The 22,941-nt window shown below is 55.0% G+C and carries 23 protein-coding genes, 5 tRNA genes and 2 other RNA genes; 21 read left to right on the top strand and 9 right to left on the bottom strand.

Features of this window, described 5'->3' with window-relative positions; translation table 11 throughout:
- Nucleotides 1–239: 239 nt before the first annotated feature.
- The 18 genes from cydA to FHW74_RS13295 all read left to right on the top strand — a co-directional run bounded on the left by cydA (nucleotide 240) and on the right by FHW74_RS13295 (nucleotide 10,316).
- Nucleotides 240–1,841 (top strand): cytochrome ubiquinol oxidase subunit I, encoded by a 1,602-nt coding sequence (gene cydA, locus FHW74_RS13380; RefSeq protein WP_183170904.1) that lies wholly within the window; start codon nucleotides 240–242, stop codon nucleotides 1,839–1,841.
- A 15-nt stretch (nucleotides 1,842–1,856) separates the two neighbouring features.
- A complete protein-coding gene (gene cydB, locus FHW74_RS13375) occupies nucleotides 1,857–2,996 on the top strand; it encodes a cytochrome d ubiquinol oxidase subunit II (protein ID WP_183170903.1) in 1,140 nt (379 codons plus the stop codon).
- Between the two features lie 13 nt (nucleotides 2,997–3,009).
- Entirely contained in the window at nucleotides 3,010–3,123 is a 114-nt protein-coding gene (gene cydX / locus FHW74_RS13370; RefSeq protein WP_183170902.1) for a cytochrome bd-I oxidase subunit CydX, read from the top strand.
- Nucleotides 3,123–3,416 (top strand): cyd operon protein YbgE, encoded by a 294-nt coding sequence (ybgE, locus tag FHW74_RS13365; protein WP_125294502.1) that lies wholly within the window; start codon nucleotides 3,123–3,125, stop codon nucleotides 3,414–3,416. Before cydX ends, ybgE begins: the two co-directional genes overlap by 1 nt.
- 134 nt (nucleotides 3,417–3,550) lie before the next feature.
- Nucleotides 3,551–3,955 (top strand): tol-pal system-associated acyl-CoA thioesterase, encoded by a 405-nt coding sequence (ybgC, locus tag FHW74_RS13360; RefSeq protein ID WP_125294501.1) that lies wholly within the window; start codon nucleotides 3,551–3,553, stop codon nucleotides 3,953–3,955.
- The gene (gene tolQ / locus FHW74_RS13355; protein WP_144129014.1) at nucleotides 3,952–4,644 is read left to right on the top strand and encodes a Tol-Pal system protein TolQ; all 693 of its coding nucleotides are present in this window, start codon (nucleotides 3,952–3,954) and stop codon (nucleotides 4,642–4,644) included. Before ybgC ends, tolQ begins: the two co-directional genes overlap by 4 nt.
- 3 nt (nucleotides 4,645–4,647) lie before the next feature.
- Nucleotides 4,648–5,076 (top strand): colicin uptake protein TolR, encoded by a 429-nt coding sequence (gene tolR / locus FHW74_RS13350; protein ID WP_125294499.1) that lies wholly within the window; start codon nucleotides 4,648–4,650, stop codon nucleotides 5,074–5,076.
- Nucleotides 5,077–5,115: 39 nt separating this feature from the next.
- Nucleotides 5,116–6,384 (top strand): cell envelope integrity protein TolA, encoded by a 1,269-nt coding sequence (gene tolA / locus FHW74_RS13345; protein WP_183170901.1) that lies wholly within the window; start codon nucleotides 5,116–5,118, stop codon nucleotides 6,382–6,384.
- Nucleotides 6,385–6,504: 120 nt separating this feature from the next.
- Nucleotides 6,505–7,797, top strand: a complete 1,293-nt coding sequence (gene tolB, locus FHW74_RS13340) for a Tol-Pal system beta propeller repeat protein TolB (protein WP_183170900.1) — start codon at nucleotides 6,505–6,507, stop codon at nucleotides 7,795–7,797.
- Nucleotides 7,798–7,831: 34 nt separating this feature from the next.
- Nucleotides 7,832–8,356 (top strand): peptidoglycan-associated lipoprotein Pal, encoded by a 525-nt coding sequence (pal, locus tag FHW74_RS13335; RefSeq protein ID WP_161659777.1) that lies wholly within the window; start codon nucleotides 7,832–7,834, stop codon nucleotides 8,354–8,356.
- A 9-nt stretch (nucleotides 8,357–8,365) separates the two neighbouring features.
- On the top strand, nucleotides 8,366–9,166 hold the full coding sequence (cpoB, locus tag FHW74_RS13330) for a cell division protein CpoB (protein WP_183170899.1): 801 nt from the start codon (nucleotides 8,366–8,368) through the stop codon (nucleotides 9,164–9,166).
- 159 nt (nucleotides 9,167–9,325) lie between these two features.
- A tRNA-Lys gene (locus tag FHW74_RS13325) sits at nucleotides 9,326–9,401 on the top strand.
- 125 nt (nucleotides 9,402–9,526) lie between these two features.
- Nucleotides 9,527–9,602: transfer RNA gene (locus FHW74_RS13320), tRNA-Val, on the top strand.
- Between the two features lie 3 nt (nucleotides 9,603–9,605).
- Nucleotides 9,606–9,681, top strand: a tRNA-Lys gene (locus tag FHW74_RS13315).
- A gap of 138 nt (nucleotides 9,682–9,819) precedes the next feature.
- Nucleotides 9,820–9,895 (top strand) — tRNA-Lys (locus FHW74_RS13310).
- Nucleotides 9,896–9,929: 34 nt separating this feature from the next.
- Nucleotides 9,930–10,005: transfer RNA gene (locus FHW74_RS13305), tRNA-Lys, on the top strand.
- 29 nt (nucleotides 10,006–10,034) lie between these two features.
- A non-coding RNA gene (locus FHW74_RS13300) (RtT sRNA) lies at nucleotides 10,035–10,160 on the top strand.
- A gap of 30 nt (nucleotides 10,161–10,190) precedes the next feature.
- Nucleotides 10,191–10,316, top strand: a non-coding RNA gene (locus FHW74_RS13295) — RtT sRNA.
- Between the two features lie 54 nt (nucleotides 10,317–10,370).
- Here the strand turns inward: FHW74_RS13295 and FHW74_RS13290 are convergent.
- Complete coding sequence (locus FHW74_RS13290) at nucleotides 10,371–10,931, bottom strand: Ail/Lom family outer membrane beta-barrel protein (protein WP_183170898.1); 561 nt, start codon at nucleotides 10,929–10,931, stop codon at nucleotides 10,371–10,373.
- Between the two features lie 351 nt (nucleotides 10,932–11,282).
- Here FHW74_RS13290 and nadA point away from each other — a divergent pair, with 351 nt between their 5' ends.
- Both nadA and pnuC read left to right on the top strand, forming a co-directional pair.
- Nucleotides 11,283–12,326 (top strand): quinolinate synthase NadA, encoded by a 1,044-nt coding sequence (gene nadA, locus FHW74_RS13285; RefSeq protein WP_183171018.1) that lies wholly within the window; start codon nucleotides 11,283–11,285, stop codon nucleotides 12,324–12,326.
- Between the two features lie 45 nt (nucleotides 12,327–12,371).
- The gene (pnuC, locus tag FHW74_RS13280; protein ID WP_183170897.1) at nucleotides 12,372–13,088 is read left to right on the top strand and encodes a nicotinamide riboside transporter PnuC; all 717 of its coding nucleotides are present in this window, start codon (nucleotides 12,372–12,374) and stop codon (nucleotides 13,086–13,088) included.
- Here the strand turns inward: pnuC and zitB are convergent.
- Together zitB and FHW74_RS13270 are read right to left on the bottom strand one after the other, a co-directional pair.
- Nucleotides 13,085–14,023, bottom strand: coding sequence for a CDF family zinc transporter ZitB (zitB, locus tag FHW74_RS13275; RefSeq protein WP_183170896.1), 939 nt, complete (start codon nucleotides 14,021–14,023; stop codon nucleotides 13,085–13,087). The two genes, pnuC and zitB, sit on opposite strands and share 4 nt — an antisense overlap.
- A 96-nt stretch (nucleotides 14,024–14,119) precedes the next feature.
- Nucleotides 14,120–14,590, bottom strand: coding sequence for a protein YbgS (locus FHW74_RS13270; protein WP_183170895.1), 471 nt, complete (start codon nucleotides 14,588–14,590; stop codon nucleotides 14,120–14,122).
- Nucleotides 14,591–14,908: 318 nt separating this feature from the next.
- Between FHW74_RS13270 and aroG the strand changes: the two genes are divergently transcribed.
- Complete coding sequence (gene aroG, locus FHW74_RS13265) at nucleotides 14,909–15,961, top strand: 3-deoxy-7-phosphoheptulonate synthase AroG (protein WP_183170894.1); 1,053 nt, start codon at nucleotides 14,909–14,911, stop codon at nucleotides 15,959–15,961.
- A gap of 62 nt (nucleotides 15,962–16,023) precedes the next feature.
- Here aroG and gpmA read toward each other — a convergent pair whose 3' ends face one another.
- From gpmA to modF, 6 genes are all read right to left on the bottom strand, one after another.
- Complete coding sequence (gpmA, locus tag FHW74_RS13260; RefSeq protein WP_183170893.1) at nucleotides 16,024–16,776, bottom strand: 2,3-diphosphoglycerate-dependent phosphoglycerate mutase; 753 nt, start codon at nucleotides 16,774–16,776, stop codon at nucleotides 16,024–16,026.
- A gap of 202 nt (nucleotides 16,777–16,978) precedes the next feature.
- The gene (gene galM, locus FHW74_RS13255; RefSeq protein WP_183170892.1) at nucleotides 16,979–18,019 is read right to left on the bottom strand and encodes a galactose-1-epimerase; all 1,041 of its coding nucleotides are present in this window, start codon (nucleotides 18,017–18,019) and stop codon (nucleotides 16,979–16,981) included.
- Nucleotides 18,013–19,161 carry a galactokinase gene (gene galK, locus FHW74_RS13250; RefSeq protein ID WP_183170891.1) on the bottom strand — a complete coding sequence of 383 codons (1,149 nt, stop codon included), beginning with the start codon at nucleotides 19,159–19,161 and terminating at the stop codon, nucleotides 18,013–18,015. The genes galM and galK overlap by 7 nt, the downstream gene beginning before the upstream one ends.
- 2 nt (nucleotides 19,162–19,163) lie before the next feature.
- The gene (gene galT / locus FHW74_RS13245) at nucleotides 19,164–20,210 is read right to left on the bottom strand and encodes a galactose-1-phosphate uridylyltransferase (protein WP_183170890.1); all 1,047 of its coding nucleotides are present in this window, start codon (nucleotides 20,208–20,210) and stop codon (nucleotides 19,164–19,166) included.
- A 9-nt stretch (nucleotides 20,211–20,219) separates the two neighbouring features.
- Complete coding sequence (gene galE, locus FHW74_RS13240) at nucleotides 20,220–21,236, bottom strand: UDP-glucose 4-epimerase GalE (protein WP_183170889.1); 1,017 nt, start codon at nucleotides 21,234–21,236, stop codon at nucleotides 20,220–20,222.
- A 204-nt stretch (nucleotides 21,237–21,440) separates the two neighbouring features.
- Nucleotides 21,441–22,910 (bottom strand): molybdate ABC transporter ATP-binding protein ModF, encoded by a 1,470-nt coding sequence (gene modF, locus FHW74_RS13235; protein WP_183170888.1) that lies wholly within the window; start codon nucleotides 22,908–22,910, stop codon nucleotides 21,441–21,443.
- Nucleotides 22,911–22,941 lie beyond the last annotated feature (31 nt).

Below are 22,941 nucleotides of genomic sequence, written 5' to 3'. Positions count from 1 at the left end.
GAAAAATGCAAATAACACTATGCAAAAACCTGTTTATTGTAAGGGAATTGCGGCGTAGTATATTTGCGGGATCAATTTGTATTTCTTATTAACGTATTTGCAACCTTACTCGCTTCTCTGTCACATTGTGCCGGGGGAATCGTGATGTTATGGAAGCAATATTTGTATTGGGGCATGCGTTTGGGGACCGATAACGGCAACCGCGTTCAACGTCTTCATGCAAAGAGCAAGGAGTCAAGATGTTAGATATAGTCGAACTGTCGCGCTTACAGTTTGCCTTGACCGCGATGTATCACTTTCTGTTTGTGCCGCTAACGCTGGGTATGGCGTTCCTGCTGGCTATTATGGAAACGGTCTATGTGCTTTCCGGCAAACAAATCTATAAAGATATGACCAAATTCTGGGGCAAGTTGTTTGCAATCAACTTCGCTCTGGGTGTCGCTACCGGTTTGACCATGGAGTTCCAGTTCGGGACTAACTGGTCTTACTATTCGCATTATGTAGGCGACATTTTTGGCGCGCCGCTGGCTATCGAAGGCCTGATGGCGTTCTTCCTCGAATCTACGTTTGTTGGTTTGTTCTTCTTCGGCTGGGATCGTTTAAGCAAAGTGCAGCACATGGCGGTAACCTGGCTGGTGGCACTTGGCTCTAACCTCTCCGCGCTGTGGATTCTGGTGGCGAACGGTTGGATGCAAAACCCCATCGCTTCCGACTTTAACTTCGAAACCATGCGTATGGAGATGGTCAGCTTCTCCGAACTGGTGCTTAACCCGGTTGCTCAGGTGAAGTTCGTTCACACGGTGGCCTCAGGTTATGTTGCCGGCGCGATGTTTGTGCTGGGCATCAGCGCCTGGTACCTGCTGAAAGGCCGTGATATCGCTTTCGCTAAACGCTCCTTTGCTATTGCCGCCAGCTTCGGTATGGCTGCGGTGCTGTCCGTTATCGTACTGGGTGACGAATCCGGCTACGAAATGGGCGATGTGCAGAAAACCAAACTGGCTGCCATTGAAGCGGAATGGGAAACCCAACCCGCGCCTGCCGCCTTTACCCTGTTTGGTATTCCGGATCAGGATAAACAGGAAAACCACTTCGCGATTCAGATCCCGTACGCGCTGGGCATTATCGCTACGCGTTCCGTCGATACCCCGGTTATCGGCCTGAAAGATCTGCTGGTTCAGCATGAAGAGCGTATCCGTAACGGGATGAAGGCTTATCAACTGCTGGAAGAGCTGCGTGCCGGTTCTACCGATCAGGGCGTTCGCGACCAGTTCAACGCGGTTAAGAAAGACCTTGGCTACGGCTTGCTGCTGAAACGCTATACCCCGAACGTCACGGATGCGACTGAAGAGCAAATCCAGCTGGCGACCCAGGATTCTATCCCGCGTGTTGCTCCGCTGTACTTCGCGTTCCGTATCATGGTGGCGTGCGGCATCCTGCTGCTGGGCATCATCGCGGCGGCGTTCTGGACCGTTATCCGCAACCGTATCGGCGAGAAGAAATGGGTGCTTAAAGCGGCGCTGTATGGCCTGCCGCTGCCGTGGATTGCTATCGAATCCGGCTGGTTTGTGGCGGAGTATGGCCGTCAACCCTGGGCGGTAGGTGAAGTGCTGCCGACGGCGGTGGCTAACTCCTCCCTGACTGCGGGCGACATCATCTTCTCAATGGTGCTGATTTGCGGCCTGTATACCCTGTTCCTGGTGGCCGAACTGTATCTGATGTTCAAATTTGCGCGCCTGGGCCCAAGCAGCCTGAAAACCGGCCGCTATCACTTTGAGCAATCAAATGTGGGTTCTCAACGTCAATACGAAGAGTCAGTAGTCGACTCGCAACCGGCACGCTAAGACAGGAGACGTCAAATGATCGATTATGAAGTATTGCGTTTTGTCTGGTGGTTGCTGGTTGGCGTCCTGCTGATTGGCTTCGCCGTGACAGACGGTTTTGATATGGGGGTCGGCATGCTGACCCGTTTCCTGGGTCGTAACGACACCGAACGTCGTATTATGATCAACTCCATCGCCCCGCACTGGGACGGTAACCAGGTGTGGCTGATCACCGCAGGCGGCGCGCTGTTCGCGGCGTGGCCGATGGTGTACGCCGCTGCGTTCTCCGGCTTCTATGTGGCGATGATTCTGGTACTGGCGTCGCTGTTCTTCCGTCCGGTCGGTTTTGACTACCGCTCCAAGATTGAAGACACCCGCTGGCGCAACATGTGGGACTGGGGCATCTTCATCGGTAGCTTTGTTCCGCCGCTGGTGATTGGCGTTGCCTTCGGCAACCTGCTGCAAGGCGTACCGTTCAACGTGGATGAGTACCTGCGTTTGACCTACACCGGTAACTTCTTCCAGCTGCTCAACCCGTTTGGTCTGCTGGCAGGTGTGGTGAGCGTGTCGATGATCATCGCCCAGGGCGCAACCTATCTGCAGATGCGTACCGTGGGTGAAATCCACCTGCGTAGCCGCGCAACGGCGCAGGTCGCCGCGCTGGTGATGATGGTGTGCTTCGCGCTGGCTGGCGTGTGGGTGATGTTCGGTATTGACGGTTATGTCGTGACCTCAACGCTCGATCATCACGCATTCTCTAACCCGCTGACTAAAGAAGTCACTCGTGAAGCTGGCGCCTGGTTAGTGAACTTTAATAACGCGCCGGTTCTGTGGGCTATCCCGACGCTGGGCGTGGTGCTGCCGCTGCTGACCGTGCTGATGTCCCGTGCGGAGAAAGGCGCGCTGGCATTCGTGTTCTCTTCATTAACGATTGCCTGCGTGATTCTGACGGCGGGTATTGCTATGTTCCCGTTTGTGATGCCGTCCAGCATCATGATGAACGCCAGTCTGACCATGTGGGATGCGACATCCAGCCAGCTGACGCTGACCGTGATGACCTATGTCGCTATCGTGTTTGTGCCCATTGTTCTCCTGTACACCGCATGGTGCTACTGGAAAATGTATGGCCGCATCACGAAAGAGCACATCGAATCCAACTCAACCTCTCTGTACTAGTAAGGAGCTGATTATGTGGTACTTTGCATGGATTCTCGGCACGCTTCTTGCCTGTGCGTTTGGTGTGATTACCGCGCTGGCGCTGGAGCATGTCGAGGCCGCTAAGCTCGGTAAAGAAAAACACTGATGAGTAAAATTATCGCTCAGCTGTATGCGGTAATGGACAAGGGCCCGTTACGGGCCCTTTCCTTAGTGATGGCGTTAGTGCTGGCGGGTTGTATGTTTTGGGACCCGTCGCGTTTCGCGGCCAAAACCAGCGACTTAACCGTCTGGCACGGCCTGCTGCTGATGTGGGCGGTGTGCGCCGGGGTGATCCACGGCGTCGGTTTTCGTCCACGGGCCATCCACTGGCAAGCGCTGTTCTGCCCGCTTCTCGCCGATATCGTGCTCATCGCCGGGCTGGCGTTTTTCTTCCTCTGAGCACGATTTCACCGTTATGAATTATGGGCTTTCACAAGCCCATAAATTTTTACTTACCCTTTACCTCTACCCATTCCAAACCCCCTTCCTCTTGCGTATAGTAGCAACGTTTATTTGCATTACCGGGATGTAGAGTGAGCACAACGCTGTTTCGATGGCCGGTTCGGGTCTATTACGAAGACACCGACGCCGGTGGTGTGGTTTACCACGCCAGTTACGTCGCTTTTTATGAAAGAGCACGCACAGAGATGCTGCGCCACCACCACTTTAGTCAGCAAGAACTAATGGCGGAGCGTGTGGCCTTCGTGGTACGCAAGATGACGCTGGAGTATTTTGCGCCTGCCCGACTCGACGATATGCTCGAAATTCAAACTGAAATTACGTCGATGCGTGGAACATCCCTGGTTTTCACGCAACGGATCGTCAATGCAGAACAGCAAACCCTCAATGAAGCTGAGGTGCTGATCGTCTGTGTTGATCCACTCTTAATGAAGCCTCGTGCGCTTCCCAAGTCTATTGTCGCGGAGTTCAAGCAGTGACTGACATGAATATCCTTGATTTGTTCCTGAAGGCTAGCCTTCTGGTCAAATTTATCATGTTGATTTTGATTGGTTTTTCCATCGCATCCTGGGCCATCATTATTCAGCGAACGCGTATTCTCAACGCCGCAACCCGTGAAGCGGAAGCTTTTGAAGATAAGTTCTGGTCGGGCATTGAGTTATCTCGTCTGTATCAGGAAAGCCAGGGGCGCCGCGAAAATCTGGCGGGCTCTGAGCAGATTTTTTATGCCGGTTTTAAAGAGTTTGCCCGTCTGCATCGCGCTAACAGCCATGCGCCGGAAGCGATTGTCGAAGGGGCGTCGCGCGCAATGCGGATCTCGATGAACCGCGAACTGGAAACGCTGGAAACTCATATTCCTTTCCTCGGTACGGTCGGTTCTATCAGCCCGTATATCGGGCTGTTCGGCACCGTATGGGGGATTATGCATGCCTTTATCGCGCTGGGCGCGGTGAAACAGGCCACGCTGCAAATGGTCGCGCCGGGTATCGCGGAAGCGCTGATTGCCACCGCCATCGGCCTGTTCGCGGCGATCCCTGCCGTTATGGCATACAACCGCCTTAACCAGCGCGTGAACAAACTGGAACTGAACTACGACAACTTTATGGAAGAGTTCACGGCGATCCTGCACCGTCAGGCATTCGCAAACCCAGAGAGCACCAAGGGGTAAGCCATGGCCAGAACTCGTGGACGGAGCCGTCGCGAACTGAAGTCCGAGATCAACATCGTTCCGCTGCTGGACGTGCTGTTGGTGCTGTTGCTGATTTTTATGGCGACCGCGCCGATTATCACCCAGAGTGTGGAAGTCGATCTGCCGGATGCGATGGATTCACAAACCGTCAGCACTAATGACGATCCTCCGGTGATTATCGAAGTGTCCGGAGTAGGGCAGTACAGCGTGGTGGTTGAAAAAGATCGTATGGATCAGTTGCCTTCCGAGCAGGTGATTGCCGAAGCGCAGCGCCGCCTGCAGGCGAATCCAAAAACGGTCTTCCTTATCGGGGGCGCCAAAGAGGTGCCTTATGATGAAATCATCAAAGCGCTGAACCTGTTGCATCAGGCGGGTGTTAAGTCTGTGGGCTTAATGACGCAGCCTATCTGAAAATCCGCTTAACAGGCGAAAAGTTTTTGGGAACCGAGAGTGTCAAAGGCAACCGAACAGAACGACAAGCTGAGACGAGCGATCATCATTTCAGTGGTGCTGCATATCATCCTGATTGCAATACTGATCTGGAGCTCGTTTGACGAAAACATTGACGCCAGCGCAGGCGGCGGTGGCGGCTCGGCAATTGATGCCGTCATGGTCGATCCGGGTGCCGTGGTAAATCAGTACAATCGTGAGCAGGAGCAGCGCGCCAGCGCGAAACAGGCTGCCGAGCAGCGTGAAAAGCAAGCCCAGCAGCAGGCAGAAGAGTTACGTGAAAAGCAGGCGGCTGAGCAGCAACGTTTGAAGGACCTGGAAAAAGAGCGCTTGCAGGCGCAGGAAAACGCCCGCGAGCAGGCTGAGCAGCAGAAACAGGCTGAAGAAGCGGCGAAACGGGCTCAGGAACAGCAGAAGCAGGCTGAAGCCGCCGCCGCGAAAGCCGCCGCTGACGCCAAAGCGCAGGCGGACGCGCAGGCCAAAGCGGCCGCAGACGCCGCGAAGAAAGCGCAGGAAGACGCGGCTAAAGCCGCTGCCGCCGCGAAGAAACAAGCGGAAGCCGAGGCAGCAAAAGCCGCCGCGGACGCGAAGAAGAAAGCCGAAGCTGAAGCCGCGAAAGCCGCCGCAGAAGCCGAGAAAAAAGCGCAAGCCAAAGCCGCTGCCGACGCAGAGAAGAAAGCCCAGGCCGAAGCCGCTAAACAGGCTGCCGCAGAGAAAGCGGCAGCAGAGAAGGCCGCCGCCGAGAAAGCTGCAGCAGCCAAAGCGGCGGCGGACAAGAAAGCGGCCGCTGAAAAAGCCGCCGCCGAGAAAAAAGCGGCAGCAGCCAAAGCAGCGGCAGAAAAAGCCGCAGCGGCCAAAGCGGCAGCCTCTGACGTTGACGACCTGTTCGGTGATTTAAGTTCAGGTAAGAATGCGCCGAAAACCGGGGGCGGTAATAAAGGAAACACGGCATCCGCTGCGGGTCAGGGGAATAATAAGACCAACGGCGATAGCGGCGCGAGTAATGCTGATATCAGCCGGTATACAAATCAGATTAAAGTGGCTGTTAAAAGCAAACTTTATAACGCAGATTTGCTTGCCGGTAAGTCTTGCGATTTACATATCTCTTTGAGACCTGACGGCTCATTGAGCAATATTGAATCGAAAGGCGGCGATCCAGAGTTATGTGCTGCGGCGTTGAACGCGGCGCGTGCCGCCAATATGCCGGTACCGCCCAGCAAAGAGGTCTATGAACGTGTCAAAGACGCTACGCTGGTGTTCAAGCTGTGATCGAGACTTTCAGTTTACGCCTCTGGCTCTAAACTAAAGTGGTCATGTAGGTTTAAAATTTGGGTTTGTTAACATTCTGCTAAATTATCGTGGGCATTATGTCCGGGTAAGGGAGAAATGATGAAGCAGGCATTACGAGTAGCATTAAGCTTTTTGATGCTGTGGGCAGCGGTGCTGCATGCAGAAGTGCGTATTGAAATCACCGAAGGGGTGGATTCAGCACGTCCGATTGGTGTTGCTCCATTTAAATGGGCAGGCCCGGGCGCTGCGCCGGAGGATGTCGGCGGTATTGTTTCGGCTGACCTTCGCAACAGCGGTAAATTTAATCCACTGGACCGTTCACGTCTGCCGCAGCAGCCGGGCTCCGCTCAGGAAGTCCAGCCTGCCGCATGGTCGGCACTGGGCATTGACGCCGTGGTGGTAGGGCAGGTGACACCAAACGGCGACGGCAGCTATACCGTGGCGTATCAGCTGGTGGATACCGGCGGCGCGCCGGGCACCGTGCTGGCTCAGAACTCTTACAAAGTGAACAAGCAGTGGCTGCGCTATGCGGGCCACACGGCGAGTGACGAAGTGTTCGAAAAACTGACCGGTATCAAAGGCGCGTTCCGTACCCGTATCGCCTACGTTGTACAGACTAACGGCGGCCAGTTCCCGTATGAGCTGCGCGTATCCGACTACGATGGCTACAACCAGTTCGTGGTGCACCGTTCGCCGCAGCCGCTGATGTCCCCGGCCTGGTCTCCGGACGGTTCTAAACTGGCTTACGTAACCTTCGAAAGCGGTCGTTCTGCGCTGGTTATCCAGACGCTGGCCAACGGCGCCGTGCGTCAGGTGGCTTCCTTCCCGCGTCACAACGGTGCTCCGGCCTTCTCGCCAGACGGCTCCAAACTGGCGTTCGCGCTGTCTAAAACCGGTAGCCTGAACCTGTACGTGATGGATATTGGCTCTGGTCAGATCCGTCAGGTTACCGACGGTCGCAGCAACAACACCGAACCAACCTGGTTCCCGGATAGCCAGACTCTGGCCTATACCTCTGACCAGGCGGGTCGTCCGCAGGTTTACAAGGTTAGCGTTAACGGCGGCGCGCCGCAGCGTATCACCTGGGAAGGTTCTCAGAACCAGGATGCGGACGTAAGCGCTGATGGCAAATTTATGGTGATGGTGAGCTCCAACGGCGGCGCTCAGCACATTGCTAAACAGGATCTGGTAACGGGCGGCGTACAAACTCTGTCGTCAACGTTCCTGGATGAAACGCCAAGTCTGGCACCTAACGGCACGATGGTAATCTACAGCTCTTCTCAGGGGATGGGATCTGTGCTGAATTTGGTTTCAACAGATGGGCGTTTCAAAGCGCGTCTTCCGGCTACTGATGGACAGGTCAAATTCCCTGCCTGGTCGCCGTATCTGTAATAATAATTAATTGATTACTAAAGGAATCATTGAAATGCAACTGAACAAAGTGCTGAAAGGGCTGATGATCGCTCTGCCTGTAATGGCAATCGCAGCGTGTTCTTCTAACAAGAATGCAAGCAACGATGGCAGCGAAGGCGGCATGCTGAACGGCGCCGGCACTGGTATGGACGCTAACGGCAGCGGCAACATGTCTTCTGAAGAGCAAGCGCGTCTGCAAATGCAGCAGCTGCAGCAGAACAACATCGTTTACTTCGATCTGGATAAGTACGACATCCGTTCTGACTTCGCTGCAATGCTGGATGCTCACGCTAACTTCCTGCGTAGCAACCCGTCTTACAAAGTCACCGTAGAAGGTCACGCGGACGAACGTGGTACGCCTGAGTACAACATCTCCCTGGGTGAACGTCGTGCTAACGCCGTTAAGATGTACCTGCAGGGTAAAGGCGTTTCTGCTGATCAGATCTCCATCGTTTCTTACGGTAAAGAAAAACCTGCCGTTCTCGGTCATGACGAAGCGGCTTACGCTAAAAACCGTCGTGCCGTACTGGTTTACTAAGAGAATCGCATGAACAGTAACTTCAGACATCATCTGATGAGTCTGTCGTTACTGGTTGGCATAGCGGCCCCCTGGGCCGCTTTTGCTCAGGCGCCAATCAGTAGTGTCGGCTCAGGCTCGGTTGAAGACCGTGTCACGCAACTTGAGCGTATCTCTAACGCTCACAGTCAGCTTTTAACCCAACTCCAGCAGCAACTCACCGATAACCAGAATGATATTGATTCCCTGCGCGGTCAGATTCAGGAAAGCCAGTATCAGTTGAATCAGGTTGTCGAGCGTCAGAAGCAGCTGTTGTTGCAGATAGATAGCCTTAGTAACGGCGGTGCAGCCGCACAGTCCGGCGATACCAGCGCGCAGAACAACGCTGGCGCAGCCGCTGGCGACAGCGCGGCAAACGCGCCTGCTGCCAGCACAGGCGCGCCGGTGCAAAGCGGTGATGCGAATACCGACTACAATGCGGCTATCGCATTAGTGCAGGATAAGTCACGCCAGGATGACGCTATCGCGGCATTCCAGAACTTTGTGAAAAAGTACCCGGATTCAACGTATCAGCCGAACGCCAACTACTGGCTTGGGCAGTTGAATTACAACAAGGGTAAGAAAGACGATGCGGCGTATTACTTCGCCTCGGTGGTGAAAAACTACCCGAAATCACCGAAAGCCTCTGACGCCATGTATAAAGTGGGCCTGATCATGCAGGACAAAGGCGATAGCGCGAAAGCCAAAGCGGTGTATCAGCAAGTCATCAGTAAATATCCCAATACCGATGGCGCGAAACAGGCGCAGAAACGCTTAAGTGCAATGCAATAGTTCAGGGTTCGACCAGAATGCGGTTTTTCTGGTCTCACCGTGTGAAACTTAAGCAGTTAAGTGATCTCTATCGAAATTTTTGTTGCGCCTGATTCTGAAATCAGTAATATATGCCGCCGTTGCCGAGGGATATGAAACAAACCCGAGGTGGCAAAAAGTGGGTCGTTAGCTCAGTTGGTAGAGCAGTTGACTTTTAATCAATTGGTCGCAGGTTCGAGTCCTGCACGACCCACCACTATCAAGGTGGAAAGCAGTAGCAAAACGTGAAGGATAACGTTGCGTCAGCAACGGCCCGAAGGGCGAGGCGAAGCCGAGTCATCCTGCACGACCCACCAATTAAAGTATTAGTAGTGCCTCAGTGGGTGATTAGCTCAGTTGGTAGAGCATCTCCTTTACACGGAGGGGGTCGGCGGTTCGAGCCCGTCATCACCCACCACTTGGGTCGTTAGCTCAGTTGGTAGAGCAGTTGACTTTTAATCAATTGGTCGCAGGTTCGAATCCTGCACGACCCACCAATATTTAGGTGGAAAGCAGTAGTAAAGCGTGAAGGATAACGTTGCGTCAGCAACGGCCCGAAGGGCGAGGCGAAGCTGAGTCATTCTGCGCGACCCGCCAATATTAAGTTTTACCCGCATTCAGATGTGACCCTGTAGGGGTCGTTAGCTCAGTTGGTAGAGCAGTTGACTTTTAATCAATTGGTCGCAGGTTCGAATCCTGCACGACCCACCACTCTGAAAATAATCTGCGGCAGCATTTCCCGAAAGGGTCGTTAGCTCAGTTGGTAGAGCAGTTGACTTTTAATCAATTGGTCGCAGGTTCGAATCCTGCACGACCCACCAATGCAAAAAAGCGCCCTAAAGGCGCTTTTTTGCTATCTGCGATATACAAGATTCGAACCTGCAGCAGGTTCGGGTCTCACGAAGTGAGACAACGGAGCCGCTTGCGGCGACGGCCCGTAGGGTGAGCGAAGCGAGTCATCCTGCACGACCCACCAATGCAAAAAAGCGCCCTAAAGGCGCTTTTTTGCTATCTGCGATAGACAAGATTCGAACCTGCAGCAGGTTCGGGTCTCACGAAGTGAGACAACGGAGCCGCTTGCGGCGACGGCCCGAAGGGCGAGGCGAAGCGAGTCATCCTGCACGACCCACCAATGCAAAAAAGCGCCCTAAAGGCGCTTTTTTGCTATCTGTAGTCCATACAACGATTAGAAGCGGTAACCCACGCCAACGTTAAAGCCGTTGATTGAGCGGCTGCCTTCCAGGTCCGCATTGGTTCCTTCATACCCCACGTTAACCGAGAAGTTTTCTACCGGGTTAAAAATCACCCCTGCGCCATAGGCAAATGAGGTGGATTTCTCAGAAATGCTGTCGCGGCCAACATAGCCGTCACCCGCGTTATGCCAGGTGGTACGGCCTTCCGCTTTTGAGCGCGCAACGCCGCCCAGCGCATACAGAGAAACATACTCATTAATACGATAAGCCGGCCCCACTAACAGGGAGTAATATTTCGCTTCAACGTGGTTCTCAATATAGTCTGAGGCGAGATAATAATTCTGGTCATCATCGCCTTTCATATAGGTGAAAGAACCCAGGAAGCTTACTGGCGAATCAAATTCATAACGGTACTGAACATTAACGCCACGGATATTTTTGAAATCCTCAACCTTGCTTTGCGCATAACCTACTGAAAACGTATGGTTATCAGCCAGCGCTGCGCCACTTACCATCCCGCCTACCAATAAAATTGCCAGAGATACCTTTTTCATTGTTGTTAATCCTTTTTATGTGCCGTTTGTATTTTTCCCTGGGCGAGCCGGTCCTTTACTCAACAAAAATACCGCCTCATCCCGGGCGGATAAAATTGTTACTTTTATGTTTACTCGTTGAAACACAGAACATTCTTAAAGGCGCGAAAATGGCCTTTTCAGCCATCCCAAAATATGGTGGGTAATATCAGAGTTAATAAAAAACCAGATTACTGTACCCGTGCAATTTCCCCACGACTTTTGCTGCGCGATCGGCTATCTTGTTTAGCATATAAAACAATCCTGCCTTTTCAGGCAGGAATCAGGCGCTGTAACCACTAAATGGTTCAGCCAGCAAAACGAGATTGCATGATGAGCGTAATGTTTAGACCTGAAGATGCCATTTACCCATTCCCGCCCAAACCGCGCCCGCTAAGCGATGACGAAAAGATTTTCTATAAAGAGAAAATCAAACGCCTGCTGAAACAGCGCGATGCCGTGATGGTGGCGCATTATTACACCGACCCGGAAATCCAGGCGCTGGCGGAAGAGACCGGTGGCTGCATTTCAGATTCGCTGGAAATGGCGCGCTTTGGCGCAAATCATCCCGCCTCGACGTTGCTGGTTGCAGGCGTGCGGTTTATGGGCGAAACCGCCAAAATCCTCAGCCCGGAAAAAACCATCCTGATGCCGACTTTGCAGGCGGAATGCTCGCTGGATTTAGGCTGCCCGATTGAGGCGTTCAGCGCGTTCTGCGATGCGCACCCGGATCGCACCGTGGTCGTTTACGCCAACACTTCGGCAGCAGTGAAAGCGCGCGCCGACTGGGTGGTGACCTCCAGTATCGCGGTGGAGTTAATCGAGCATCTCGACAGCCTGGGCGAAAAAATTATCTGGGCCCCGGACCGTCATCTCGGCAATTACGTGCAAAAGCAGACTGGCGCAGACGTTCTGTGCTGGCAGGGTGCCTGTATCGTTCATGATGAGTTTAAAACCCAGGCGCTGACGCGTATGAAAGCACTCTATCCGCAGGCCGCAGTGCTGGTGCATCCGGAATCCCCGCAGGCGATTGTCGATATGGCCGATGCGGTGGGTTCAACCAGCCAGCTTATTGCTGCCGCCAAAACGCTGCCGCACCCGCAGCTGATCGTGGCCACCGATCGCGGGATCTTCTACAAAATGCAGCAGGCCTGTCCGGAGAAAGAGCTGCTGGAAGCGCCGACGGCGGGTGAGGGGGCGACGTGCCGCAGCTGCGCCCACTGCCCGTGGATGGCGATGAACGGCCTTCAGGCCATCGCAGAAGGGCTGGAAGCGGGCGGTAGCGCCCATGAGATCCATGTGGATGCCGCGCTGCGTGAAGGCGCGTTGGTGCCGCTTAACCGCATGTTGGATTTTGCGGCTACACTACGTCGTTAATAATGTTAATAAACGACGCGTATCACAGTACGCTTTGGGGAAAATATGGATTTTTTTAGCGTTCAGAATATCCTGGTTCACATTCCGATTGGCACCGGCGGTTATTCCTTGTCATGGATAGAAGCGATTGGCACCGTCGCCGGGCTGCTGTGTATCTGGCTGGCGAGCCTCGAGAAAATCATCAACTACTTCTTTGGGCTGATTAACGTCACGCTGTTTGCGGTGATTTTTTTTCAGATCCAGCTATACGCCAGCCTGCTGCTCCAGCTCTTCTTCTTTGTTGCCAATATCTACGGCTGGTACGCCTGGTCCCGGCAGACCAACAACAACGAAGCGCTGCTAAAAATTCGCTGGCTACCGTTGCCGAAAGCCATGGGCTGGCTGGCCGCCTGCGTGGTGGCGATTGGTTTGATGACCGTGTATATCGATCCGGTGTTTGGTTTCCTGACCCGCGTCGCGGTATCTATTATGCAGGCGCTGGGCCTTAACGTGACCCAACCGGAACTTCAGCCAGATGCTTTCCCGTTCTGGGATTCCTGCATGATGGTGCTGTCGATTGTGGCGATGATCCTGATGACCCGTAAATACGTCGAGAACTGGCTACTGTGGGTGATTATTAACGTCATCAGCGTGGTGATCTTCGCGTTGCAGGGCGTGCTGGCGATGTCTCTCGAATATATGATTCTGACCTTTATCGCCCTGAACGGCAGCCGGATGTGGATTAAATCAGCCCGCGAGCACGGCTCACGGGCGCTGAGTTAATGATGATGGTGATGCGCGTCCGGCGTTGACTGGTACAGATGGCAATCCGGCCCGCTACAGGGCTGGTATTCCATCTGCACCGTTGCATGTTCAACGTGATACTCATGTTCCAGGAAATGGTGAATGCGGCTTAACAGCGCGTCATGATCGTGCGGCGGGATCACCTGAACATGCAGCGTCATCACCGGTTTTTCGCCCACCAGCCAGATGTGCACATGATGCACGTCGCGCACTTCAGGAATTGAACGGCTGAGGTTGCGCTTCAGCGCCGCGATATCCAGCGCTTTTGGCGCGCCTTCCAGCAGTTCGTTCACGCTTTCTTTAAGTAATCGCCAGGCGCTGCGCAATACCAGGCACGACACCAGCACCGAGAGTATCGGGTCGACCGGGGTCCAGCCGGTCCACAGGATCACCAGCGCGGCGATAATCGCCCCCACCGAACCCAGCAAATCCCCCAACACATGCAGCGCAGCGGCGCGCACGTTCATATTTTTCTCTTCGCTGCCGCGATGCAGGATCCAAAATGCCAGCAGATTGGCGAACAGTCCGGCGACGGCAATCACCATCATGGTCTTCCCGGCAATCGGCTGTGGATGATAAAAACGTACAAACGCCTCGTACACAATCAGCACGGTGATCAGCACCAGCGCGATGGCGTTAATAAATGCGGCCAGCGTGGTCAGCCGCAGCCAGCCGAAAGTATGCTGATTATTCGGCGGGCGGCGGGCGAAATAAACCGCGAGAAAGGCGAACAGCAGCGCAGCGGCGTCCGTGAACATATGTCCGGCGTCGGCGAGCAGGGCCAGCGAGCCGGAAATCAAACCGCCGATGACCTCCAGCAGCATAAAGGTGGCGGTAACGACAAACGCAGCCAGCAGCCTTTTGCTGTTGCCGTTGCTGTCAGAAGCGGGTGAATGAGAATGTGAGTGGGCCATAGCTACCTGATTTCTTGTTAGCATCCATGAATGATCAGGTTAAGTTACCAAAAATAAAGGAGAGCGAAAGCTCTCCTTTGTATCAATCACTGTTTATTAGTGAGTGGTGCCGTCAGTGTTGGGGTTGACGTTATCGCCACCCTGGCCAGTCTCGACTTTGTCGTTTACGTCAGGACATTTACCGTCTTTACACTGGGTGTTTTTATGGATCTCATCGGATGAGGTTGGGCCGGTAGAGGTTGCACTGTTGGTGCTGCTGGAGTCAGGATGCAGCATGGTGCCGCCAGTGCCTGTCCCGGTGGTCCCGGTACCGGAAGTGCCCGTATTGGTGCCGGTGGTGCCGGCGTTGCTCATATTTTTATTGCCGGTATTGATATCATTATTATCAACACCTTTTGGCGCGACGTTTTCTTTTGCTTCCGGCGTGCCTACCCCTGCGCTTGCCGCAGCGTTAGCGGTGCCGGTATTGTCGCTGGAACCGGCGTTATTGTCTGCGGCCAGAGCCGCGCCACTGGCTAAAGAGAGCGTTGCGCTAAGAATCAATGCAGTCAGTTTGTTCATCGTCATGCTCCTGTTTTAGTCATTGTGCTGGAAAGCTTTCTTCCAACGTTACGTCAGATTGTGCTGGCAATAATCTGAAGCTAAGTTAAAAAATTTGCAGCTCGGTAATAAGTCAGCATGCAATTTTAGAAAAAGGCAAAAACAGAGTGGTTACAAGTAAAAATTGTAGACTCGATCGCGCTTTTCGCTACTTTCTGGCGTTTATTAGCTTATTTCCAGGAATTTTCTGCCCGAAGTGTAAAAGCGCGTTTACACTTCGGGCGTGACGAGATAGATTGAAGGGATTGCACTTACTCGAAATTGTTGAGCTCCACTGGAAAGATCATGAATTATCAGAACGACGACTTACGAATCAATACTATCAATGAGTTATTACCCCCTGTTGCACTGTTAGAAAAGTTTCCCGCCACCGAAAAAGCCGCTGAAACCGTTTCTCAGTCACGTCAGGCTATTCATCAGATCCTGAAAGGCCAGGACGATCGTCTGCTGGTGGTGATCGGCCCGTGCTCCATTCACGATCCTAAAGCCGCGAAAGAGTATGCCGCCCGCCTGCTGAACCTGCGCGAAAGCCTGAAAGGCGAGCTGGAAGTGGTCATGCGTGTCTATTTTGAAAAGCCGCGTACCACGGTGGGCTGGAAAGGGCTGATTAACGATCCGCATATGGATAACTCTTTCCAGATTAATGACGGCCTGCGTATCGCCCGTAAACTGCTGCTGGACATCAACGACTCTGGCTTACCGGCCGCTGGCGAGTTCCTGGATATGATTACGCCGCAATACCTGGCGGATTTGATGAGCTGGGGAGCCATTGGCGCGCGTACCACTGAATCTCAGGTACACCGCGAACTGGCATCGGGTCTTTCCTGCCCGGTTGGTTTCAAAAACGGCACCGACGGCACCATTAAAGTGGCCATTGACGCCATCAACGCCGCCAGCGCGCCGCACTGCTTCCTGTCGGTAACCAAGTGGGGCCATTCTGCTATCGTCAACACCAGCGGCAACGGCGACTGCCATATCATTCTGCGCGGCGGCAAAGAGCCGAACTACAGCGCAGCGCATGTGGCGGAAGTCAAAACCGGCCTGACCAAAGCGGGTTTAACCCCACAGGTGATGATCGATTTCAGCCATGCCAACTCCTGCAAACAGTTCCAGAAGCAGATGGAAGTGGGCGCGGACGTATGCCAACAGATCGCCAACGGTGATAAAGCCATTATGGGCGTGATGATTGAAAGCCATCTGGTGGAAGGCAACCAGAGCCTGGACAGCGGCGAACCGCTGGTGTACGGCAAAAGCGTGACCGACGCCTGCATCGGCTGGGACGACACCGAAACGCTGTTGAACCAACTGGCTGCAGCGGTGAAAGCGCGTCGCGCCTAAGCGAATCGCGGCAATAAAAAAGGCGTGGTCGCTACCACGCCTTTTTCGTATTCGGTAGCGACTTACTTCGCTTTACCCTGGTTGGCTACCGCCGCAGCTTTCGCCGCGATCTCGTCAGCGTTACCCAGATAGTAGTGCTTGATCGGTTTGAAGTTTTCGTCGAACTCATATACCAACGGCACGCCGGTCGGGATATTCAGTTCCAGAATTTCGTCTTCGCCCATATTGTCGAGGTATTTCACCAGCGCGCGCAGGGAGTTGCCGTGTGCAGCGATGATTACGCGCTCGCCGCTTTTCAGGCGCGGCAGAATAGATTCATTCCAGTACGGGATCACGCGATCGATAGTCAGCGCCAGGCTCTCAGTCAGCGGCAGCTCTTTCTCGGTCAGTTTTGCATAACGCGGATCGTGGCCCGGATAACGCTCATCGTCACGGGTCAGTTCCGGCGGGGTTACCGCAAAGCCGCGACGCCACTGTTTAACCTGCTCGTCACCGTATTTTTCTGCGGTTTCCGCTTTGTTGAGGCCCTGCAGCGCGCCGTAGTGGCGTTCGTTGAGTTTCCAGGACTTCTCAACCGGCAACCACGCCTGGTCCAGCTCATCCAGAACATTCCACAGAGTGTGGATGGCACGTTTCAGCACAGAGGTATAAGCAAAATCAAAGCTGAAGCCTTCTTCTTTCAGCAGCTTGCCCGCCGCTTTGGCTTCGCCCACCCCTTTTTCAGACAGGTCTACGTCATACCAACCGGTGAAGCGGTTTTCGTTGTTCCACTGACTTTCACCGTGACGAACCAGTACCAGCTTAGTAACAGCCATAGATATACTCCTGGGTTAAATGATAACGATAATCATTATATTGCCGTGCTCGCGACAGCGGCAATGCTAATTCTCTAACATAGCGAAAATAGCGGCAGAGTGTAAGGCGGTTGTGACGTCAGGGTTATGATTTTGTCGTGTAAAGAGCAGAAAATCAGCGATGTGGCGAAAAAAAGCCCTCCATAAAAGGAGGGCTTAGCGGTTATTGCGGTTTGAACTGATAAATCGTCACGCTGCGATACGCTTCGCCAGGGCGCAGGATGCAGTCCGGCTGCGGCCATTCCGGATGGTTCGGGCTATCCGGCAGGAATTCGCTTTCCAGCGCCAGCCCTTGCCAGGCGGAATAATTGCCTTGCTCGCGCGCCGGTGTGCCTTCCAGGAAATTCCCTGAGTAAAATTGCAGGGCAGGAGCGGTGGTAAATACCGTCATCTGCAGTTTGTCATCGCTTGACCAGAGATGCGCCGCCGGCCGGGACAGGTCGCCTTTGGCCTGCAATAAAAACGCGTGATCGTAGCCTTTGACCTGCTGCTGATCGGCATCGCTCATAAAATCCTGGGCGATAGTTTTCGGCTGGCGGAAATCAAAGCTGGTCAGCGCCACTTTAGTCAGATCGCGCGTTGGAATGCCCATGCTGTCTACCGGCAAATAGGCGTCGGCAAAAAGTTGCAGGCGGTGATTGCGCACATCGCCCTGCACGCCATCCAGGTTGAAATAGGCGTGATTGGTCAGGTTCACCGGGCAAGGTTTATCCACCGTGGCGCGGTATTCAATCACCAGCTGGTTATCCTGCGTCAGGGTGTAATGCGCCCATGCGCGCGCTTCGCCAGGAAATCCCTGATCGCCATCCACAGAGGTGAGGGTATACACCACTTCCGATTCATTCTTGCGTTCGATCAGCCAGCGGCGTTTATCAAAACCTTCCGGCCCGCCGTGCAGCTGGTTTTCGCCCTGGCTTGGCGTTAACGTGTAGGTTTCGCCATCCAGGGTAAAGGTCGATTTGGCGATGCGGTTGGCGTAGCGGCCAATGCTGGCGCCTAAAAAGGCGGTCTGGTTTTGCCACTCTTCCGGCGAGGGGCAGCCCAGCAGGGTTTCACGCACCGTACCGTCGCTCATCGGCACCCGTGCGGATAACAGCGTCGCGCCCCAGTCCATTAATGTGACCACCATCCCCGCGCTGTTGCGCAGGGTGGTGAGCCGATAGGGCAGCCCGTCAGGGGCGAGCGCCGTGGTTTCTCTTAGCACTGTCCGGCTCCTTCTGATGCTTTGCACACATAAAAGGTTTCTTTAATGCCCGTTTTCGCCTGGTACTGATTAGCGACGGCCTCTTTAACCGCGGGGACTAACGCGTCCGGCATCAGCGCCACGATGCAGCCGCCGAAGCCGCCGCCGGTCATACGCACGCCGCCTTCGTCGCCAATCACGTCTTTAACGATCTCTACCAGGGTGTCGATCTGCGGGACGGTGATTTCAAAATCATCACGCATCGAGGCGTGAGATTCCGCCATCAGCACGCCCATGCGTTTCAGATCGCCGCGCGCCAGCGCGTCTGCGGCTTCAACGGTACGGGCGTTTTCAGTCAGCACGTGACGTACGCGTTTCGCAACAACCGGGTCCAGCTCGTTCGCCACCGCGTTGAACTGCTCCAGCTTCACATCGCGCAGCGCTTTCTGGGTAAAGAAACGCGCGCCGGTTTCGCACTGCTCGCGGCGGGTGTTGTATTCGCTGCCCACCAGGGTACGTTTAAAGTTACTGTTGATAATGACCACCGCCACGCCTTCCGGCATCGGCACCGCTTTGGTGCCCAGAGAGCGGCAGTCGATCAGCAGGGCATGATCTTTTTTACCCAGCGCGGAAATCAGCTGATCCATAATCCCGCAGTTACAGCCAACAAACTGGTTTTCCGCTTCCTGGCCGTTAAGGGCGATTTGCGCGCCGTCCAGCGGCAGATGATAAAGCTGCTGGAACACGGTGCCGACCGCCACTTCCAGCGATGCCGACGAGCTTAATCCCGCGCCCTGCGGCACGTTGCCGCTGATCACCAGGTCCGCGCCGCCGAAATTGCGGTTGCGCTGTTGCAGATGCTTCACCACGCCGCGCACGTAGTTAGACCACTGCTGGGAATCGTGGCTGAGGATCGGCGCATCCAGAGAAAACTCATCGATTTGATTGTCATAATCGGCGGCAATGACCCGCACCTGGCGGTCATCACGGGCCGCGCAGCTAATCACGGTCTGATAATCAATGGCGCAGGGCAGCACAAAACCGTCGTTATAGTCGGTGTGCTCGCCAATCAGGTTGACGCGCCCCGGTGCCTGAATGGTATGGGTGGCAGGGTAGCCGAACGCGTCAGCAAACAGGGATTGGGTTTTATCTTTCAGACTCATTGTTATTCTCCGGACTCGCGAAAGTGGATGTCGCTTACTGCGCGCAGGCGCTCGGCAGCTTGCTCAGCGGTTAAATCACGCTGGGTTTCGGCCAGCATTTCATAGCCCACCATAAATTTGCGCACCGTGGCGGAGCGCAGCAGCGGCGGGTAGAAATGGGCATGCAACTGCCAGGGCGCGGCATCGTCTGCGGTAAACGGCGCGCCGTGCCATCCCATGGAATAGGGGAAGGAGCACTTAAACAGGTTGTCATAGCGGCTGGTGAGTTTTTTCAGCGCCAGCGCCAGGTCGCGGCGCTGGTCGTCGCTCAGTTCGGTAATGCGTGTGACGTGCGCTTTCGGCAGCAGCAGGGTTTCAAACGGCCAGGCCGCCCAGTAAGGCACCACGGCCAGCCAGTGCTCGGTTTCTACCACGGTGCGGCTGCCGTCCGCCAGCTCGCGCTGAACGTAGTCCACCAGCATCGGGCGGCCCTGTTCGGCAAAATACTCGCGCTGCAGCTTATCTTCCCGCGCCGCTTCGTTGGGCAGGAAGCTGTTAGCCCACACCTGGCCATGCGGATGCGGGTTGGAGCAGCCCATCGCCGCGCCTTTGTTCTCAAACACCTGCACCCACGGATAGGTTTTACCCAGCTCTTCGGTTTGCGTCTGCCAGGTGCTGACCACCTCTTCCAGCGCAGCGACGGTGAGTTCCGGCAGCGTTTTGCTGTGATCCGGCGAGAAGCAAATCACCCGGCTGGTGCCGCGCGCGCTTTCGAGGCGCATCAGCGGATCCTGAGTTTCCGGCGCATCCGGCGTATCGGTCATCAGCGCTGCAAAATCGTTGGTAAAAACGTACGTGCCGGTGTAGTCCGGGTTTTTATCGCCGGTAACCCGCACATTACCCGGGCACAGGAAGCAGTCGGGATCGTGGGACGGCAGCACCTGGCTTGACGGCGTCTCCTGAGCGCCCTGCCAGGGGCGCTTGGCACGGTGCGGCGAAACCAGGATCCATTGCCCGCTGAGCGGGTTATAGCGGCGATGCGGATGATCGACCGGGTTAAACTTTTCCATCAGCGTTCCTTAATCTGCATAACCTTGCGGATGGCGCGATTGCCAGCGCCAGGTGTCCTGGGCCATTTCATCCAGCGTGCGCGTGACGCGCCAGTTCAGTTCTTTATCCGCTTTGCTGGCGTCGGCCCAGTAGGCCGGGAGATCGCCGTCGCGGCGCGGCGCAAAGTGGTAATTCACCGGCTTGCCGCAGGCTTTGCTGAAGGCGTTAACCACATCCAGCACACTGCTGCCGACGCCCGCGCCGAGGTTGTAAATATGCACGCCCGGTTTGCCCGCTAACTGCTGCATCGCGGCGACATGGCCGTCGGCCAGGTCCATCACGTGGATGTAATCGCGCACGCCGGTGCCGTCCTGGGTCGGGTAGTCATTGCCGAAAATCGCCAGCGAGTCGCGGCGGCCTACCGCCACCTGGGCGATATACGGCATCAGGTTATTCGGGATGCCCTGCGGGTCTTCGCCCATATCGCCTGACGGGTGCGCGCCGACCGGGTTGAAATAGCGCAGCAGCGCGATGCTCCATTGCGGGCTGGCTTTTTGCAGGTCAGTGAGGATTTGTTCCACCATCAGCTTACTTTTGCCATACGGGCTTTGCGGCGTGCCGGTAGGGAAGCTTTCCACGTAGGGGATTTTGGGCTGGTCGCCGTACACCGTGGCGGACGAGCTGAAAATAAAATTGGTCACGTTGGCGGCGCGCATGGCGGAAATCAGGCGCAGCGTGCCGTTGACGTTGTTATCGTAATATTCGAGCGGCTTTGCGACGGATTCGCCCACGGCCTTCAGCCCGGCGAAATGGATCACGGTATCAATGGCGTGATCGTGCAGAATTTCGGTCAGCAGGCTTTCGTTGCGAATATCCCCTTCGATAAACATCGGCTGTTTGCCGCCCAGGGTTTCAATAACCGGTAACACGCTGCGTTTACTGTTGCAGAGATTATCAAGAATGATGACGTCGTGGCCGTTTTGCAGCAGTTGCACGCAGGTATGACTGCCTATGTAACCGCTACCACCCGTTACTAAAACTCTCATCTTTCGCTCCATTACGCTTATGGTATGTATTAATCCTAGCATAACAGACGGTAGTAAACTGTGATATCGGATAAAATAGTGGAATCGTTTACACTAAATTATCACGTTGATTCATTTCCCTGATAAATGATTTTAAAACAAGGTATTAGCAGCGGGAAGGTGCGGCAAGTCTGAAAATGGGCGCGTGTCGCGCCCTTGTCCTGACTATTTCAGTGCGGCGAATTGATAACGGTAAACTTCACCGTCCGGCACAAAGGTCAGGCGATGGGTAATACAGTCCGGCGCGTCTTCCGCGTGGTGTGAGACAAACAGCAGTTGGGTGGTGCCTTCGCCGATCAGCACATCGACAAAGCGCCGTACCAACTGGCGGTTAAGCGGATCGAGCCCCTGTAACGGCTCATCGAGGATCAGCAGGGTGGGGTGTTTGACCAGCGCGCGGGCGATCAGCGCCAGCCGCTGCTGCCCCCAGGAGAGACTCTGGAACGGCGCGTCGGCCATCTTGTCGCTGATGCCGAGAATATCCAGCCACTGGCGGGTGAGCTTACGCTGACGATCCGACACCGCCTGATAGATGCCGATAGAATCGAAATAGCCGGAAATAATCACATTTCGTACCGTGGTGCTGACCCGGTAATCAAGATGCAAGCTGCTGCTGACATAGCCAATATGCTTTTTGATATCCCAGATGGTTTCGCCGCTGCCACGACGGCGGCCAAACAGGGTTAAATCGTTACTGTAGCCCTGGGGATGATCGCCGGTAATCAGGCTCAGCAGAGTAGATTTGCCCGCGCCGTTCGGCCCGACAATTTGCCAGTGTTCGCCGGGATTTACCGTCCAGCTCAGCTTATGCAAAATCGGGCGATCGTTATACGACACCACGCCATCGCGCAGCACGATACGCGGGGCGTCTGCCGCCAGCGTCACCGGCGTGATCACATCGGGTTCGGGAAGGGTTGCGCCCGCCAGCTTTTCACTGTGCGCCAGCTGGGCGATCAGCGCCTGCTCCAGCAGTTGCGCTTTTTTCCCCACCTCAGTCAGTACGCAGTCCGCCAGCACGCCAGCGTTTTCGACAAACGCCGGGATCTCGTCAAAGCGGTTTAATACCAGCGCCAGGGTATGGCCCTGCTGGTGTAACTGGCCCAACAGCTGGGCAAGCTGCTCACGGGAGTGCACGTCCAGGCCGTCGAACGGCTCATCCAGGATCAACAGATCCGGATCGGGCATCAAGGCCTGGCACAGCAGGGTTTTGCGGGTTTCTCCGGTAGAGAGATATTTAAAGCGCCGCTCAAGCAGATGGCTAATGCCGAAGCGTTCCGCGAGCAGCTGGCAGCGCGCAGGATCGTGGATCTCTTCCTGAATTATTTGCGCGGTAGTGCGCCCGGTATCCTCTTCGCCGGGGCTGAGCAAATCAGTGTTATTACGCTGCCACTCTTCGCTGACCAGCTTTTGCAACTGCTCAAATGACACGCGCACGATGCGCTGGAAAGCGCATTCGCGCTGGCCTTTCAGCAGCGGCAGCTCCCCCGCGAGCGCCCGGGCCAGCGCTGATTTCCCGCTGCCGTTGGCACCCACAAACGCCCAGCTTTCACCGGCGCGCAGGGTTAGCCCGGCAAGTTCAAGGGTACGGGTATCGCCAATACGAAACGTGCCTTGCGAAATATGCAATACTGACATGTGTTATCCCATTTTTTGCAGCAAATAAGCA

This window comes from Atlantibacter sp. RC6, from assembly GCF_014193285.1.
Taxonomy (GTDB): Bacteria; Pseudomonadota; Gammaproteobacteria; order Enterobacterales; family Enterobacteriaceae; genus Atlantibacter.
The sequence above is the reverse complement of the archived record's forward strand: the minus strand, read 5'-3'. Positions and strand labels throughout refer to the sequence as shown.

What these genes read in the sequence shown, in the direction of transcription:
- aroG (WP_183170894.1), top strand. Translation starts at nt 14,909, where the DNA reads ATGAATTATCAGAACGACGACTTACGAATCAATACTATCAATGAGTTA.
- modF (WP_183170888.1), bottom strand. Translation starts at nt 22,910, where the DNA reads ATGTCAGTATTGCATATTTCGCAAGGCACGTTTCGTATTGGCGATACC.
- tolB (WP_183170900.1), top strand. Translation starts at nt 6,505, where the DNA reads ATGAAGCAGGCATTACGAGTAGCATTAAGCTTTTTGATGCTGTGGGCA.
- galT (WP_183170890.1), bottom strand. Translation starts at nt 20,210, where the DNA reads ATGGAAAAGTTTAACCCGGTCGATCATCCGCATCGCCGCTATAACCCG.
- pal (WP_161659777.1), top strand. Translation starts at nt 7,832, where the DNA reads ATGCAACTGAACAAAGTGCTGAAAGGGCTGATGATCGCTCTGCCTGTA.
- cydA (WP_183170904.1), top strand. Translation starts at nt 240, where the DNA reads ATGTTAGATATAGTCGAACTGTCGCGCTTACAGTTTGCCTTGACCGCG.
- cydB (WP_183170903.1), top strand. Translation starts at nt 1,857, where the DNA reads ATGATCGATTATGAAGTATTGCGTTTTGTCTGGTGGTTGCTGGTTGGC.
- pnuC (WP_183170897.1), top strand. Translation starts at nt 12,372, where the DNA reads ATGGATTTTTTTAGCGTTCAGAATATCCTGGTTCACATTCCGATTGGC.
- tolR (WP_125294499.1), top strand. Translation starts at nt 4,648, where the DNA reads ATGGCCAGAACTCGTGGACGGAGCCGTCGCGAACTGAAGTCCGAGATC.
- FHW74_RS13290 (WP_183170898.1), bottom strand. Translation starts at nt 10,931, where the DNA reads ATGAAAAAGGTATCTCTGGCAATTTTATTGGTAGGCGGGATGGTAAGT.
- cpoB (WP_183170899.1), top strand. Translation starts at nt 8,366, where the DNA reads ATGAACAGTAACTTCAGACATCATCTGATGAGTCTGTCGTTACTGGTT.
- ybgE (WP_125294502.1), top strand. Translation starts at nt 3,123, where the DNA reads ATGAGTAAAATTATCGCTCAGCTGTATGCGGTAATGGACAAGGGCCCG.
- gpmA (WP_183170893.1), bottom strand. Translation starts at nt 16,776, where the DNA reads ATGGCTGTTACTAAGCTGGTACTGGTTCGTCACGGTGAAAGTCAGTGG.
- galE (WP_183170889.1), bottom strand. Translation starts at nt 21,236, where the DNA reads ATGAGAGTTTTAGTAACGGGTGGTAGCGGTTACATAGGCAGTCATACC.
- FHW74_RS13270 (WP_183170895.1), bottom strand. Translation starts at nt 14,590, where the DNA reads ATGACGATGAACAAACTGACTGCATTGATTCTTAGCGCAACGCTCTCT.
- nadA (WP_183171018.1), top strand. Translation starts at nt 11,283, where the DNA reads ATGAGCGTAATGTTTAGACCTGAAGATGCCATTTACCCATTCCCGCCC.
- galK (WP_183170891.1), bottom strand. Translation starts at nt 19,161, where the DNA reads ATGAGTCTGAAAGATAAAACCCAATCCCTGTTTGCTGACGCGTTCGGC.
- cydX (WP_183170902.1), top strand. Translation starts at nt 3,010, where the DNA reads ATGTGGTACTTTGCATGGATTCTCGGCACGCTTCTTGCCTGTGCGTTT.
- zitB (WP_183170896.1), bottom strand. Translation starts at nt 14,023, where the DNA reads ATGGCCCACTCACATTCTCATTCACCCGCTTCTGACAGCAACGGCAAC.